The following is a 14,098-nucleotide window of genomic DNA, read 5'->3' as shown; positions in this document are numbered from 1 at the left end:
CGGGTCGTCAGTCGATATTCGCTTCGAGACGGTCGATCAGGTCGTCGTTCCCGAGATACAGCGGCGTCCGCTCGTGTAGCTCGTCGGGTTCGATCTCAAGTAACGACTGGTCGCCGTCGGAGGACCGACCGCCGGCTGACTCAAGGATGTAGGCCATCGGGTGGCCCTCGAACTGGACCCGGAGTTTCCCCTCGGGGCGTGATTCAAGTGCGGGGTACGAGAAGATGCCGCCGTAGGTGAGTACCTGATTGATGTCCGCGACCATCGCCCCGCCGTAGCGGAGTTTCAGTTCGTGACGGACCGCCTCGGCGTAGGATTCGAACTCGTCGGTCCAAGAGTCGACGCCGCCGCCAAACCCGAATACGGTGGGGTCTTCAGGGACTGTCACGTCGTCGTCGACGACCCGCTTGTCGCCGTCTTCAAGGATATACTCGCGGACGCTGCCGTCCCGAGCAACGACCATCGAGGTGATCGGACCGTAGATGACGAACCCGGCGGCGAGGAGATTGGTACCGACAGTCGGTGGCTGTTCGCTGTAGATGCCGAAAATCGTCCCCATCCCGCTGTTGGGTTCGAGGTTGCTCGACCCATCGAGGGGGTCCATCGCGACATGCAGGCGACCGTCTGTCGTTTTCACGTCCGCGCGTTCCTCGCTAGCGTAGGAGGCAACGCCGTCGATGCCCAGCACCCGCTGTTCGAACAGTTCGTCGGCGCGCAGGTCAGCCGCGAGCTGGTCGTCGCCAGTGGGGTTGACGGAGTTGCTCTGGCCACGGTAGTCGGCAACAGCGCGGCGGACGTCCGGTGTCGTCGCGACGATGGTGTCGATGACTTCCGTGACTGTCTGCTCGGCTTCGGTGGTCGAAATGTCGAGTGACTTACTCATTTGTCAGGTGTAAGGGCAGAGACTGGCCATCCGGTGACCAGTCGAATTTTCTCCGAGCCTGCTGCCCGCAGGGTCTCTCATCACCAGTTGGTTCTCCGGCACATCATAAGTATCTTTTTGCTGACATTTACTACATTTCGAGTGAATATTCAGCCGCGGGGCAGTGCTTGCCGCTAAGCCTGTGACAGATTCTCTCGGTAGAATTCCAGTCCTGTGACAGTCCGATACCGTCGGCAGACTTACACGACCACCCGACGAAGACGCCGGTATGCATCTCGAAAAAGTAGACACCGTCGGCGTCGTCGGGGCTGGAACGATGGGCAACGGCATCGCGCAGGTCGCGGCGACGGCCGGCTACAACGTCGTCATGCGCGATATGACAGATGAACTGGTTGCCGCCGGGTTTGAGGAGATTCAGTCGAGCTTTGAGACACTCGTTGCGCGGGATACAGTGACAGAACAAGAAGCAGAAGCGGCAACAGCCCGCATCACTGGAACTACCGAGATGGACGACCTCGCGGATGCCGACCTCGTCGTTGAGGCCGTGACGGAAGACATGGATATCAAGCAGTCTGTATTCGAGGATCTCGATGCCGTCTGTGGGCCGGACACAGTGCTAGCCAGCAACACGAGCACGCTCTCGATTACGACTATCGCTAGTGTTACCGAGCGACCCGAACAGGTCCTCGGATTGCACTTCATGAATCCCGTACCGGTCATGAAAGGCGTCGAGCTTGTCGTTGGCGAGAAAACCAGTGACGAGACGGTGACGCTGGGGCGGGAGTTCGCCCACGACATCGGCAAGGAAACCTGGGAGGCCGACGACAAGCCCGGCTTCGTGGTGAACCGTGTGCTGATGCCCTGGATCAACGAAGGCGTTCGCGCGTACGACGAGGGTGTCGCCGACAAGGCCGACATCGACCGTGGGCTGACTCTCGGGACGAACGTCCCGATGGGCCCGCTCGAACTGGCCGACCACATCGGTCTTGATGTGGTTCTCGACGCCTCTGAAACGCTGTATGAAGAGCTGGGAGACCGCTACAAGCCCGCATACCTGCTCAAACGGAAAGTCGCGGCCGGCGACCTCGGGAAGAAGTCCGGGCAGGGCTTCTACGATTACGACTGACCACTCTGCGGTGACAAACGCCGACAGTAGCAGGCCGAATACGATACCCGGCAACGGGCCGCGCGTTGGCCAACAGTAAAGACCCAACCCGCGTTAGAATCTGTCATGGACTTTAGCCCCACACAGGAACAACGCCAGATACAGGACATGGTCGCGGAGTTCGTCGACGACGAGGTCAAGCCGCGGGCAGCGGAGATCGACGAAACCGACGAGTTCCCGTGGGACCTCGTTGACGAGATGGCCGACCTCGGCCTGATGGGGATGCCGATTCCGGAGGAGTACGGCGGGGCCGAACTAGACTATCACAGCTACGCCATGGCCCTCGAAGAGATTTCGCGGGGAAGCGGCGGGCTCGGCACAATCGTCGCCGCACACATCTCGCTGGCCTGCAACATGATCTACGAGTTCGGCAACGAGGCCCAGAAGGAGACCTACCTCACGCCGCTGGCAGCGGGTGAGGAAATCGGCGCGTTCGCCCTCTCCGAAGCGGGCGCAGGCAGTGACGTACCGGCGATGGACACCACCGCCGAACCGGTTGACGGCGGTGACGCCTATCTGGTCAACGGCGGCAAGCTCTGGATTTCCAACGGCTCCGTCGCCGACACTGTTGTCCTGTTCGCCAAGACCGACCCCGAGGCCGGCAACAAGGGCATCTCCTCGTTCATCGTCCGTCCCGAGGAGGACGACGGCTTCATCGTCGAAGGAACCGAGCACAAACTCGGCGATAAGGGCTGTCCGACCGCCGAACTCCGCTTCGACGAGATGCGTATCCCCGCCGACCGGATGCTCGGAGAGGAAGGCCGCGGATTCGTCCACGCGCTCAAGACACTCAACGGCGGCCGCATCACCATTGCGGCCCGCGGTGTCGGCATCGCCCAGGCGGCGCTGGACGAGGCGCTACAATACGCCCAGGACCGCGAGCAGTTCGACCAGCCAATCAGCGACTTTCAGGCCATCCAGCACAAACTCGCCGACATGGACACGAAGACGCAGGCCGCTCGCCTGCTGATGCACCAGGCAGCCGATAAGAAGATGGCCGGCGAATCCTTTGTCAAGGAGGCTGCTCAGGCCAAACTGTACGCCTCAGAGGTGTCCCGGGAAGTGGCGAACGAGGGCATTCAGGTCCACGGCGGCTACGGCTACACGAAGGACTTCCCGGCCGAGCGGTTCTACCGCGACGCCAAACTCAACGAGATTTACGAAGGGACCAGCGAGGTCCTCCGCAACACGATTGCCAGCGAACTTCTCGATTAGGGAAGCGAGAGGAGCGCTTCGACGACCACCGCACGCGTGAAGTAAAACGGCTTTCGGTTCGCACGGTAGCAGTTCGCACTGATTGTTCCGAGCGCGAGGAGTACCGCCACGCCGACGGTCCCGGCGAGCATCCCGACAACTTCCGACGGCTGAACAGCTGTGCGTGCGAAGACGTACGTTGCGACGCTGGCGAGCGCCGCGAACGGGAGGGCGTCCAGGCCTGCCAGGAGGAGCGAGCGGGACAGGGACATACCTGTGTTCTGTGGGAGCGGTCACAAAAGAATATCCCATTCACCAGTGCCGGCGAACGAAATGCAGCAGGTGTCGACGGTCAGCGGCGTCAGCCGTCTTCGTTGAGCGCCTCACGCATCCACTCGAACTGGGCTCGAAGTCGTCGCTTGCCGGCGTCGGTCAGCGAGTACTTGTCGGCGATGCCGTCCTCGCGGTGTTCGACGAACCCGGCCGACTCTAGGGCGTCAAGCGCACCGTAGAAGCTCTTCGGTTCGATCCGTGTGTCATACCGGCGTTCGAGCCGTGTCTTCAGCCGCTGGCCGGAGAGTTCCCCGTCTTCGGCGGCGGCCAGCAGGACACACATATCGCGTCGGCGACCACTCTGGAGCCACTTCGACATAGGCGTTCGTGGCGGGCCGTCCGCTTCGCGTTTATGATTTCGAACGGACCGTCAGGTTCGCATGCCCCCGGTTCATAGTACCGCTGATGACCGATTCCGAACTCCCCGTCGAGGCGTCGGCCGACGGCATCACGGCCACGTACCGAGAGACCGACGAGGAACGGCTACTGATATTCGAGAGCAACGGCGGGAGCGCTGCGGTCGCACAGAACATCGAGGGGTACGCGATGCTGAAGGTCCGCCCGACCGCTGACGGCGACGAACTGGAGCGGTACTACGGCTTCGACATGGCGCTTGACCACGCGGCGGAACTGCTCGGTGTGTCCCCGAACGTGCTTCCGGTCCCCGACCCGGCCGCCGACATGGGGATGTAGCCGTTCGTCCCGCGCTCCACGGCGACGACCTGTTTAATTTTCAACCTGACATATCGTGGTATCGGGCAGTGTCAGCTCCCCGTAGCGCTTACTGGTAAGTAGGTGGGCTCCAACAGGTCCGTGAGCGGATGTTGTCAGAGCTATTCAGTACGTATTCCGCAAAAATAGTACTATTTCTTATACATCTGGAAAATTAGCAGTACGTGTGTATCCGATGTACCAAGACCTCTCTTAATACATCATACAAATATTATAAACTTGCTTTAACAATCACTGCTACCCCTCACTCGCATGGTCGATTTCACTCGACGGCAGGTACTTTCACAGTCGGTGGCTGCTGCACTTGGGGCCAGCGTCATCGGCGTGGCAAGTGGGGAAGAGGTCGAAGAAACAGACACACCCGGGGCACCGAGCGTCGCCGGAAGTCTCAAACGCTTCTCGACGACGGCATTCGGCGCGGAGGTGACGGGACCGTTCGTCTTCGAGGACGGGTCACTGCTGTACAGCCTCCAGCACCCGGAAGGAGAGAACCCCGAACCGTTCGGACGGGCCGCGGTGGGCTATTTCAGCGGCTTCCAGTTCGAGTTCGACGGGAGTAACGACGATTTCTCGGAGGTGGGGATTCCGGACACCGAAGAGAAACAGCGTCAAGTCCGGTCAGCGGCCGGTGACTACGAGGTCCTTATTCAGGGCCGCGAAGAGATTCAGGGCGGCGAGGAGCGCCTCGGTGTCCCACAGACACCCGATGGCGTCGACCTTACTGCGCTCAATGGAAGCAGTGGTGGCTATGGGCAAAATCCGGACTGCAACCAGTTCGTCGCAACAGACGACGAGGGCACCGAAGGATATCTGTTCACAAACTGGGAGAACTACCCCGGTTGCATCTCGCGAGTCCCAATAAGTCAGGATGAGAGTGGTGAGTGGAGTGCCGATGTCGGTTCGGACATGACACTCAACGTCGTCAACACTGAGCCGTTCCGCGATATCGGCGGGACGTGGGTCAACTGCTACGGTGACCTCAGCCCGTGGGAGACGATGATTTCCGCCGAGGAGAACTACAGCCACCCGCGCGTCTCATACACGCACACAGTGGGCGACATCGTGGAGTCCGGCACCGGTGTCGGAAAAATCGGTGGCTGTCAGTTCTGGAACCGTCCGAATCCGTCGGAGATCGGGGAGGCACTCGGTGACTACGTTGAGGCCGGTGACATTGAGGAAGAGTTCACTATTCAGGGCTACTGGTCTCAGGCCGGTGTCGAGAAGGCGGCGTACTACCTCGGTGCGGACACGGTCGACCAGACTGAGGACGGGAACGATATGACGCTAATCGATGACGTCTACCCGAACCCGTACCGCTACGGGTACTTCGTCGACATCCGGGAACCGGCTGCCGAGACGCCGAGTCCGATGAAGTACTACGTCATGGGTCGGGCCGCCTGGGAAGCACCCGATATCCAGGGCGACCAGCGGACTGTCTACGGCTGTTCGGACGGCGATAGCAAGGGCATCTACAAGTTCGTCGCCGACGAGCCAATTCCGGAGTACGACAACACCGACGACATCGCAGGCACGCTGTACGCGCCAAAGATTACAAACGACGCGGCCAACGCCGCCGAAGCCGGCCAACGTAACTCTCCCGCACAGACTCCGCTGGAAATCGAATGGATGGAGCTCGGTCACGCCACGAACGGCGAGGCTGCCGAGTGGATCGCGGAGTACGACGACGTCACGCAGGCCGACTATATCACGGAGCACACCGAATACAGTGTGGACGAAATCGGGACGGACGTCTCGGTGTCCGACGCGGTCAGAGAAGCCGACCTTACAGTCCTCCAGAGCGCAAGCGGCAATCAGAGTTACATCACGAACGAGGACATCGTCGAGTGGGCCGAACAGTACGAGGCGAACGGCCCAGACGGCGTCGACGAGGAACTCCGTCGCATCCCGTTCCTTGAGACCCGCGCAGCCGCCAAGGAGATCGGTGCGACCATCGAGTTCAACAAGGCCGAGGGTGTCGACACCGTGGATAACTCACAGCCCGGCGATTTCATCTACTTCGGCATTTCGGAGTTCAACGACGACCTCGCAAACGACACCGGCGACATCCAGATGGACCGCGTCGACGGCGGCGTCGTCTATCGCGGTGTGCTGGAATCGGATTACAACGTCTCGACGCTCGAACCGGTCATCACCGGCCCCGACTTCACCGACGAGCCAGAAGACGCAAACGACGCACTCCGGAACATCGACAACGTCTACACGATGCGTGATGGTCGCGTCCTCTGCTGTGAGGACGGCTTCGGCGGCCCCGCGCGCTCGTACCCGAACGACGGGCTCTATGTCTACCAGCCGACCGTCACCGTCAGCGCCAACTCCGCCGCGGTCGGGAGTGGGTCGACGGGTACCGTCTCGCTGACTGCCTCGTCGCTCCCTGCTGGCTTCTCCGGCGCTCGGCTCACCGTCAACGTCTCGAACCCCGAAATCGCGTCTATCACCGGCGTCTCATTCCCCGACGCACTCGGACTCACCGAGAGTTCCGTCAGCGATGACGGCTCGTCGGCGACGATTCGCGTGGCCGATGTCAACACGAACGTCCAGTCCGGCGCGAGGGATGTGTCGCTCGCAACGCTCGATGTCCGCGCCAACGGCGGCGGCACGACCGACCTGACTGTCTCCATCGAGCAGATGGATGACGAAAACGGGAACGCCATCGAGGCAGAAGCTCGAAACGGCATCGTTGTGGGTGGCCCGCAGACGGTCGTCGGCGACGCCGCGCCGACCGACCCCGACGGCGACGGTCACTTCGAGGACCTCAACGGCAACGGCCGTCTCGACTACGAGGACGTGCAGGTGCTGTTCTCGAATATGGACTCCGACAGCGTGCAGCTGAACACCGGCGCGTACGACTTCAATGAGAACGGCAAACTCGACTTCGCGGATGTGACGGCGCTCTACGAAGAGGTCAACTGACGGCCGCAACCGACCCCCTCTCATCTTTCCATACAGGAACACAATGACAGACGACAGCCCCCTTTCGATACGCGGTTGCGTCAGAACCGCTGGCACCCCGCTCGCGCTCGTCGCGCTCGTCCTCCTCGCGGGGACGGTCCCCGCGCTCGCTGCAGGGCAGAGTACGCCAGCAATCAGCATCGAGACCGGCTCCGTCGCTGCCGGTGAAACGATGGCCGTGCCGGTCGTTCTCACCAGCGCACCGGACGGACTGGCCGGCTACCAGCTCGAACTCTCCGTTGATGACCCCGCAGTCGCCCGATTTGAGAACGCAAGCTACCCCGACCGCCTCGGCCTCACGACTGACCCTGTCATTAGTTCAGACGGTGGGACAGTCACGCTTGAGGCGGCTGACCTCGACGGGCAGATAGAACCCGGCGCGAGCGACGTGACGCTCGCGACGGTCCAACTCACCGGTGTCGCCGGCGGCGAGACACAGGTGACCGTCGCGTCGAGTCAGGTCGACGCGGACGGCGGCGGCGTGGTCGAACCTGCGACCGAGCCGACGGCGGTCGCAGTCTCTCCGAGCGCATCGACGGAGACAGCGACCGCTATGACCGACGCATCGTCATCCGCCAGCGAGTCCACAGCCGAGTCAGCGGGCACCGCAAACGCCGCAGGTACCACAGCGGATAGCGGCGACCGGTCGACGACTAGCGCGAACGGGCCACTCCCAATAGCGCTGGCCATCGCCGCACTCGCTGCGGTGGCGGCGCTCGCAGCTAGAACGAGCCGACAACCGTAGCATCACCAACCTATCCATGCCACAATCAGACACCACTGTTGCACCGATGGACAGTTCGACCTATCGCGAGTACATCCTCGGCATACGCATCGCAGAACGACCGACAGGCGAGGGTGACACACGCTATCGGTTCGAGGCCCCAGACCACGAGGGCGTCGAGTTCGATGACCCCGAGATGGCAACGCTATACGCTGATGTGTACTTCGATGTGAACGGCTTCCAAGAGGCCGGGACCGGCGAGCGCGGCGTGCCACCGACAGTCATACAGGCTGGCCGTGATACGCTGGTCGCCTACTTTCTCACCCAAGCGGGCGTCGACGTTCACTGGGCGGCGTCGTTCTACGGCGAGAAACCGGAGAAAATTGAACGATACGTCTCACGCGTCCGCAAGCGGTCGAAGAAAATCCGCGAGGGGGCAAAAGAACAGGGCCACGCCTGAGTACCGCTACACTGTGACAGACTGCGGGCCGAGTCCACTGATGGAGCAGACAGACCCCTCACAAGCGTCCTGCTCCTGTAGCACTGTGCCATCTGGCTCGTATATTTAATAGATAATATATTCGGCAAAAATAGCGCTGCATCGTGATTTATTCACAAACTGTCTGTTACCCTGCAACCGAGATATCTCTGTGCAGAAAATATCCTTATACGCACATATTATAAACCGGTTTTAAAGCACCCTCCGCTTGAACAGGTGCATGGTCGATTTTAGTCGACGACAGGTACTCTCGAAATCGGTGGCAGCTGCGCTTGGGGCCAGTGTCATCGGTGTGGCAAGTGGTGATGAGGTCGCAGAATCTGAGACAGTCGGCTCGGGGACTGTCAAGGGTGACCTCAAACGATTTTCGACGACAGCGTTCGGGGCGGAGGTGACAGGGCCGTTTGTCTTCCAGAACGGGGCACTCCTGTACAGTCTCCAGCATCCTGAGGAGGAAAATCCGGAGCCGTTCGACACTGCTGGAATCGGCTATTTCAGTGGTTTCCAGTTCGAACTTGATGGGACTAACGACGACTTCGACGAGCTGTCGACGCCACAGACCGAGGCGGAGCAGCGTCAGGTCCGGTCAGGCGACGGGGAATACGAAATCCTCGCACACGGTCGGGACAAAATCAACGACGGCGAAGAGCGCCTCGGCGTGACGCAGACGCCGGACGGAACGGACATCACGCTAGACAATTTCGAAGGGACGCAGTACGGTGCGGCTGGGACGAACCCTGACTGTAATCAGTTTGTCCCGACAGACGAGGACGGAACTGAAGGGTACCTGTTTACCAACTGGGAGAACAGTCCGGGCAACGTCAGTCGAATCCCGTTGCGCCAGACTTTCGACGGCGAGTGGGAAGCCGACCTCGATGACGCGATCAACCTGGCGAACACGGAGCCGTTCCGTGAGATCGGTGGCACGCGGATCAACTGTTACGGCGATCTTAGCCCGTGGGGAACAATGATCTCTTCAGAGGAGAACTACGCCCACCCCCGTGTGTCGCTGACCAACCAAGTCGGTGACATCGTCGACGCCGGCACCGGAAAGGGACGCATCGGTGGTGCGCAGTTCTGGAACCGACCGAACCCGACTGAGATTCAGAGCGCCGTCGACGACTACTACGGCGACGAAGCTTGGAGCATCCAGGGATACTGGGCGCTGGACGGCGTGGAATTCCTCGCGTATTATCTCGGTTCTGAGCAGTCATATCAGAACTCAAACAGCAATAGCACCGAACCGATCTCTGATACGTATCCGAACCCGTACCGATATGGCTACCACGTCGACTTCCGCGAGCCGACCGCCGACCCGCCACAGCCAGTCAAGTACTACGTGATGGGGCGGGCCTCATGGGAGGCACCGAACATTCAGGCCGACGAGCAAACTGTCTATATGTGCTCGGACGGCGACAGCAAGGGCATCTACAAGTTCGTCGCCGACGAGCGGATTCCGAAGTACGACGACCCGATGGACGTGTCGGGCACGCTGTACGCGCCGAAGATTACGAACCCACAGGCGGACGCGTCGACGGTTGGCACACGGAAGTCTCCGGCTGAGTACTCGCTCGACATCGAGTGGATTCCGCTGGGTAGTGCAAGCAACGCGGAAATCGAAGAGTGGATTGCCGAATACGACGACATCACGCAATCTGACTATCTCCGAGTCCACGCCGGGTCTGACTGGATGGAGGACCGCGAGGCCGCCCTCGAGGAGGCTGACCGAGAAGTCATCGAGAACGGCAACCAGAACTACATCACCAACGAGGAAATTGTCGAGTGGGCCGACCAGTACTACGCCGAAGGTCCTGACGGCGTTGACGAGGAACTCCGCCGGGTTCCGTTCCTCGAAACCCGTGCGGCGGCAAAGGAAGTCGGCGTATCGATCGAGTTCAACAAAGCAGAGGGTGTCGACAGCAAGGACGGTGCCGGACCGGGCGACCCAGTCTACTTCGGTATTTCGGAGTTCAACGACGACCTCGCAAACGACGAGGGCGACATCCAGATGGACCGCGTCGACGGTGGCGTCGTCTATCGCGGTGTGCTGGAATCGGACTACAACATCTCGACGCTCGAACCGGTCATTGTCGGCCCCGACTTCACCGACGAGCCAGAAGACGCCGACGACGCGCTCCGGAACGTCGATAACGTCTACGTGATGGACGACGGACGCGTCCTCTGCTGTGAGGACGGCTTCGGCGGCCCCGCGCGTTCGTACCCGAACGACGGGCTCTACGTCTACGAGCCACAGGAGCCCGAAGAAAAGACGAGAAACGGGAATAGCGGTAACGGCAACAGCGGCAACGGTAACAACGGCAACGAAAATAGCAACAACGGTAACGAGAATGGCCACAGCGGCAACGGGAGCAACAGCTAACGAGGCACGCCGCTGACCAAGCACCACTCCGACAGCTACCCAGCTTTCGATTTTACCCAAGAAATGGCTCAGACTGACAACTCAAACACTGTAACCGACTTAGAGACGTATCGTGAGTATATCCTCGGCGTCCGAATCACCGAACGGACCACTGCTGACGGCGAGACACGGTATCGCTTTGAGGCCCCAGATCACCAGAGAATTGCATTCGACGACCCGGACATGGCGACGCTGTACGCTGATGTGTACTTCGACGTAAACGGCTTTCAGGAGGCCGGGACCGGCGACCGCGGCGTGCCGCCGACAGTCATACAGGCGGGCCGTGATACGCTCGTCGCGTACTTCCTCACGCAAGACGGCGTCGACGTTCACTGGGCCGCGTCGTTCTACGGCGAGAAACCGGAGAAAATCGAACGGTACGTGTCACGCGTCCGTAAGCGGTCGAAGAAAATCCGCGAGGGGGCGAAAGAACAGGGCCACGTCTGACACAGTAGGCGGTTACTCCCGACCAAACAGCCGCTCCCGGAGGGACCGCGACGACGGGCGCTCGGCCAGTAATACTGGTGTATCGAGCGTCTCGATGACATCGAACACCAGCGAGCCACGGACAATACGTGACAGCAATCCCCGCTCTGTGGCACCAACAATAACCAGACTGTAGTCACGACCGAGACGTTCAATAGTGGCTTCGATGTCACCGGTCTCGATACGGAGTTCGGCGTCCGACAGGCCGTGCTCAGCCGCCCACTCGTACATGAACTGGCGGCCGCTCTCCTCCTCGCCGGGGTCGACAACGTGGAGCAGTGAGACGGCCACACCGAACGTTTCTTCGAGAGCTTTGGCGACCGCAGCCGAGAGGTCTGATGAGAGACCACCAGCGGTCGGAACCAAGACATCACTGAGGTCGAGGTCCTGCCCGTCCAGCACGAGGAAATCACAGGGCAAGTCGTGGGCCAGTTCATCCAGCGTGCCTTCGGCGCGGCCGCCGGCAAACTGAGTCCCGCCGTAGCCCATGACAACGGTGTCGGCGTGGTTCGTCCGGGCCGCATCAAACACTTCCTCGATACCCCGGTGTGAGAGAATCGTCTTCGTCTCTATCGGAACATCGAACGCCTCGGCATCGGCCTTCGCGGTGTCCAGCAGGCTCTCTGATGTTGCGTCGATCCGGTCTCTGTTCGCGGCGGCGGTTTCGAGCGCGGTCTGGTCCGGGACAGTCGCGATGTGGGTTGCGAGTACCCGGCCGTCCTCGTGTTGCGCCAGCGCGCTTGCGAGGGTAATCAGTGCGCTCTCGGTACGTGGGTTCGCCAGAGCGACCATGATAGTCGGTCCGCCAGCTCCGTTCGGTGCGACCGCGTCGGCCGCGTTCACCACTTGGTCCGGGAGCTGTTCCTCCCGGTCGCTGATATAGTCAGAGAGCACGCCTTTTTGCGTGGTTTTCCCGCGCGCGTAGACGAAGTACCACACGACCGCGACGAGCACGAAACCGGCCGACAGTGCGATTTCGATGCTATCCATGAATGCGACGAGGCCGAGCGAGAGGACCGCACCGAGTATCGGGGTGATGGGGTACAGTGGCACCGTGAAATCCGGGTCGTACTCCGGCGCATCGGTCTCGCGGAAGACGATGAGCCCCACGTTCAGCAGGGCGTAAACGATGAGGTGCAGGACGCTAGCCGCCTTCGCCAGCACCTCGATGTCCCGCCCGAGGAACGCGATGAACACGATGATGAGTCCGCCGGTGACGAGGATCGAGCGATATGGCGTGGCGTAGTTCGGGTGAATCTCGTTGAGCCAGTTCGTGACGATCTTATCCCGGCCCATCGCGAAATTGATACGAGCCGAGGCGAGAATCGACGCGTTCGCAGAGGACGCCGTTGCCAATAACGCGCCAACCGTCATCACCGCTGCCGCACCGGCGGCGACACCACCGATTGGACCGATGGATTCCGGGAACGCGAGTTGTGCGGCCTGTGCAACCGGCGCGTCCTGACTAAGCTCCGGCCACGGAACGACGCCCAGCATCATCGACACGAGGATAGCGTAGATGACCGTCACGATGCCGACACTGCCGATGATAGCGATTGGGAGGTTCCGCCCCGGATTCTTGAGTTCCTCAGCCACGGTCGCGATCTTTGCGTACCCTAGGAAGGAGACGAACACGAGTGCCGTCGCCGGAAGAATCGCGCCGGTCCCGAACGGTGCTAAGCCGTCTGCGCCGGCGAGCGTCGCGTAGTCGAAGGCGAAAAAGCCCGCAACGGCAAAGACAGTGAGAATCGAGAGCAGAATAAAGACAATGACCGTCTGAACACCACCGGTTTCCTTCGCGCCGATGTAGTTGACAGCGACGAATATTGCCCCCGCGATGAGCGCTCCTATCTGGATGGGATTGAGGAATGCGACTTCCGGCAGCGGGACGAAGACGGCGAGATACTGGCCGAACCCGATACAGTAGAAGGCCGAGGCGAAGGCCAACCCCATCCAGTCACCCATCCCAGCTATCGAGCCAAACAGCGGCCCGAGAGACTTGTTGATGTAGTAGTACCCGCCGCCGGCTTTCGGCATCGCTGTGCCGAGTTCCGACACTGAGAGTGCGTTTACCATCGCAATCAGTCCCCCGACGACGAAGGAGACCACGACAACCGGGCCAGCCGCGTTCGCGGCCACACCAGGAAGGACGAAGATTCCGGCACCGATCATCGTTCCAATGCCGATGGTCATCGCCGACACCAGCCCGAGGTCTTTCGCCAGTTCGTCGTCGCTCATTCGTCCGAGTCCGCTCGCGGAAGTGCAATTACCGGTATCGCTGCGTTCGTGACGAGTTTCAGCGAGAGGTCGCCGGAGAGGAACTGCATGAGACGGCCGCCACCGCGGGACCGGTATGCGATGGCGCTCGCTCCGACCTCGTCCGCGGCATGGAAGATAGCCTCGACAACGTTCCGAGAGTATGCGGTGTGGTCGTCAGCATCAGGGAACACCGTCCTGACGGCCGCGTACGACTCGGCCGCCACCTCCTCCGACTGTGCGACTGGTGTCTTGTCCGGAACCCCCTCGCCTTTCTCGACGACGTGTAGCGCCGTCACCTGCTCCGGCTCGTATGGTTCGAGCGCAGTCACGGTGGCAAGCGCGTCGTCTTCGGTGGCAACCGGCAGCAAGACATGTTCAAGAATGTCCGTGGGTGTGTCGTTGTGGCTACTACTCATACACTGAAGAAGCATATG

General features: G+C 61.0%; 13 protein-coding genes. 8 read left to right on the top strand and 5 right to left on the bottom strand.

The features are described 5' to 3' along the window. Nucleotides 1–7: 7 nt before the first annotated feature. Nucleotides 8–883 carry a class 1 fructose-bisphosphatase gene (locus RR_RS07410; protein WP_004961643.1) on the bottom strand — a complete coding sequence of 292 codons (876 nt, stop codon included), beginning with the start codon at nt 881–883 and terminating at the stop codon, nt 8–10. A 268-nt stretch (nt 884–1,151) separates the two neighbouring features. Between RR_RS07410 and RR_RS07405 the strand changes: the two genes are divergently transcribed. Beyond that, on the top strand, nt 1,152–2,009 hold the full coding sequence (locus RR_RS07405) for a 3-hydroxyacyl-CoA dehydrogenase family protein (RefSeq protein WP_011223222.1): 858 nt from the start codon (nt 1,152–1,154) through the stop codon (nt 2,007–2,009). Nucleotides 2,010–2,114: 105 nt separating this feature from the next. Then, nucleotides 2,115–3,263 carry an acyl-CoA dehydrogenase gene (locus RR_RS07400; protein ID WP_007187807.1) on the top strand — a complete coding sequence of 383 codons (1,149 nt, stop codon included), beginning with the start codon at nt 2,115–2,117 and terminating at the stop codon, nt 3,261–3,263. Here RR_RS07400 and RR_RS07395 read toward each other — a convergent pair. Both RR_RS07395 and RR_RS07390 read right to left on the bottom strand, forming a co-directional pair. Further along, nucleotides 3,260–3,514, bottom strand: a complete 255-nt coding sequence (locus RR_RS07395) for a hypothetical protein (protein ID WP_011223221.1) — start codon at nt 3,512–3,514, stop codon at nt 3,260–3,262. The genes RR_RS07400 and RR_RS07395 overlap by 4 nt on opposite strands. A gap of 89 nt (nt 3,515–3,603) precedes the next feature. Next, nucleotides 3,604–3,894 carry a PadR family transcriptional regulator gene (locus RR_RS07390; RefSeq protein ID WP_004961654.1) on the bottom strand — a complete coding sequence of 97 codons (291 nt, stop codon included), beginning with the start codon at nt 3,892–3,894 and terminating at the stop codon, nt 3,604–3,606. A gap of 86 nt (nt 3,895–3,980) precedes the next feature. Here RR_RS07390 and RR_RS07385 point away from each other — a divergent pair, with 86 nt between their 5' ends. From RR_RS07385 to RR_RS07360, 6 genes are all read left to right on the top strand, one after another. Next, nucleotides 3,981–4,268 (top strand): DUF7111 family protein, encoded by a 288-nt coding sequence (locus RR_RS07385; RefSeq protein ID WP_011223220.1) that lies wholly within the window; start codon nt 3,981–3,983, stop codon nt 4,266–4,268. Nucleotides 4,269–4,559: 291 nt separating this feature from the next. Next, complete coding sequence (locus tag RR_RS07380; RefSeq protein ID WP_011223219.1) at nt 4,560–7,238, top strand: alkaline phosphatase PhoX; 2,679 nt, start codon at nt 4,560–4,562, stop codon at nt 7,236–7,238. A gap of 43 nt (nt 7,239–7,281) precedes the next feature. Beyond that, on the top strand, nt 7,282–8,022 hold the full coding sequence (locus RR_RS07375; protein WP_011223218.1) for a cell surface protein: 741 nt from the start codon (nt 7,282–7,284) through the stop codon (nt 8,020–8,022). A gap of 16 nt (nt 8,023–8,038) precedes the next feature. Further along, nucleotides 8,039–8,461 carry a hypothetical protein gene (locus RR_RS07370; protein WP_011223217.1) on the top strand — a complete coding sequence of 141 codons (423 nt, stop codon included), beginning with the start codon at nt 8,039–8,041 and terminating at the stop codon, nt 8,459–8,461. Between the two features lie 259 nt (nt 8,462–8,720). Further along, entirely contained in the window at nt 8,721–10,880 is a 2,160-nt protein-coding gene (locus tag RR_RS07365; RefSeq protein ID WP_011223216.1) for an alkaline phosphatase PhoX, read from the top strand. Between the two features lie 63 nt (nt 10,881–10,943). Continuing rightward, nucleotides 10,944–11,366 (top strand): hypothetical protein, encoded by a 423-nt coding sequence (locus RR_RS07360; protein WP_011223215.1) that lies wholly within the window; start codon nt 10,944–10,946, stop codon nt 11,364–11,366. Nucleotides 11,367–11,378: 12 nt separating this feature from the next. Here the strand turns inward: RR_RS07360 and RR_RS07355 are convergent, their stop codons facing one another. Both RR_RS07355 and RR_RS07350 read right to left on the bottom strand, forming a co-directional pair. Continuing rightward, nucleotides 11,379–13,643 carry an amino acid permease gene (locus RR_RS07355; protein ID WP_011223214.1) on the bottom strand — a complete coding sequence of 755 codons (2,265 nt, stop codon included), beginning with the start codon at nt 13,641–13,643 and terminating at the stop codon, nt 11,379–11,381. Further along, nucleotides 13,640–14,080: a universal stress protein gene (locus tag RR_RS07350; RefSeq protein WP_049938825.1), complete on the bottom strand. Its 441-nt coding sequence runs from the start codon at nt 14,078–14,080 to the stop codon at nt 13,640–13,642. The genes RR_RS07355 and RR_RS07350 overlap by 4 nt, the downstream gene beginning before the upstream one ends. Nucleotides 14,081–14,098: the final 18 nt, after the last annotated feature.

Origin of the sequence: Haloarcula marismortui ATCC 43049, assembly GCF_000011085.1 — an archaeon.
GTDB classification, from domain to species: Archaea; Halobacteriota; Halobacteria; order Halobacteriales; family Haloarculaceae; genus Haloarcula; species Haloarcula marismortui.
The sequence above is the reverse complement of the archived record's forward strand: the minus strand, read 5'-3'. Positions and strand labels throughout refer to the sequence as shown.

Bases quoted from the DNA above. Each gene is read 5' to 3' on its own strand.
- RR_RS07350 (WP_049938825.1), bottom strand. From the start codon at position 14,080: ATGAGTAGTAGCCACAACGACACACCCACGGACATTCTTGAACATGTC.
- RR_RS07365 (WP_011223216.1), top strand. From the start codon at position 8,721: ATGGTCGATTTTAGTCGACGACAGGTACTCTCGAAATCGGTGGCAGCT.
- RR_RS07400 (WP_007187807.1), top strand. From the start codon at position 2,115: ATGGACTTTAGCCCCACACAGGAACAACGCCAGATACAGGACATGGTC.
- RR_RS07375 (WP_011223218.1), top strand. From the start codon at position 7,282: ATGACAGACGACAGCCCCCTTTCGATACGCGGTTGCGTCAGAACCGCT.
- RR_RS07405 (WP_011223222.1), top strand. From the start codon at position 1,152: ATGCATCTCGAAAAAGTAGACACCGTCGGCGTCGTCGGGGCTGGAACG.
- RR_RS07360 (WP_011223215.1), top strand. From the start codon at position 10,944: ATGGCTCAGACTGACAACTCAAACACTGTAACCGACTTAGAGACGTAT.
- RR_RS07355 (WP_011223214.1), bottom strand. From the start codon at position 13,643: ATGAGCGACGACGAACTGGCGAAAGACCTCGGGCTGGTGTCGGCGATG.
- RR_RS07395 (WP_011223221.1), bottom strand. From the start codon at position 3,514: ATGTCCCTGTCCCGCTCGCTCCTCCTGGCAGGCCTGGACGCCCTCCCG.
- RR_RS07385 (WP_011223220.1), top strand. From the start codon at position 3,981: ATGACCGATTCCGAACTCCCCGTCGAGGCGTCGGCCGACGGCATCACG.
- RR_RS07390 (WP_004961654.1), bottom strand. From the start codon at position 3,894: ATGTCGAAGTGGCTCCAGAGTGGTCGCCGACGCGATATGTGTGTCCTG.
- RR_RS07410 (WP_004961643.1), bottom strand. From the start codon at position 883: ATGAGTAAGTCACTCGACATTTCGACCACCGAAGCCGAGCAGACAGTC.
- RR_RS07380 (WP_011223219.1), top strand. From the start codon at position 4,560: ATGGTCGATTTCACTCGACGGCAGGTACTTTCACAGTCGGTGGCTGCT.
- RR_RS07370 (WP_011223217.1), top strand. From the start codon at position 8,039: ATGCCACAATCAGACACCACTGTTGCACCGATGGACAGTTCGACCTAT.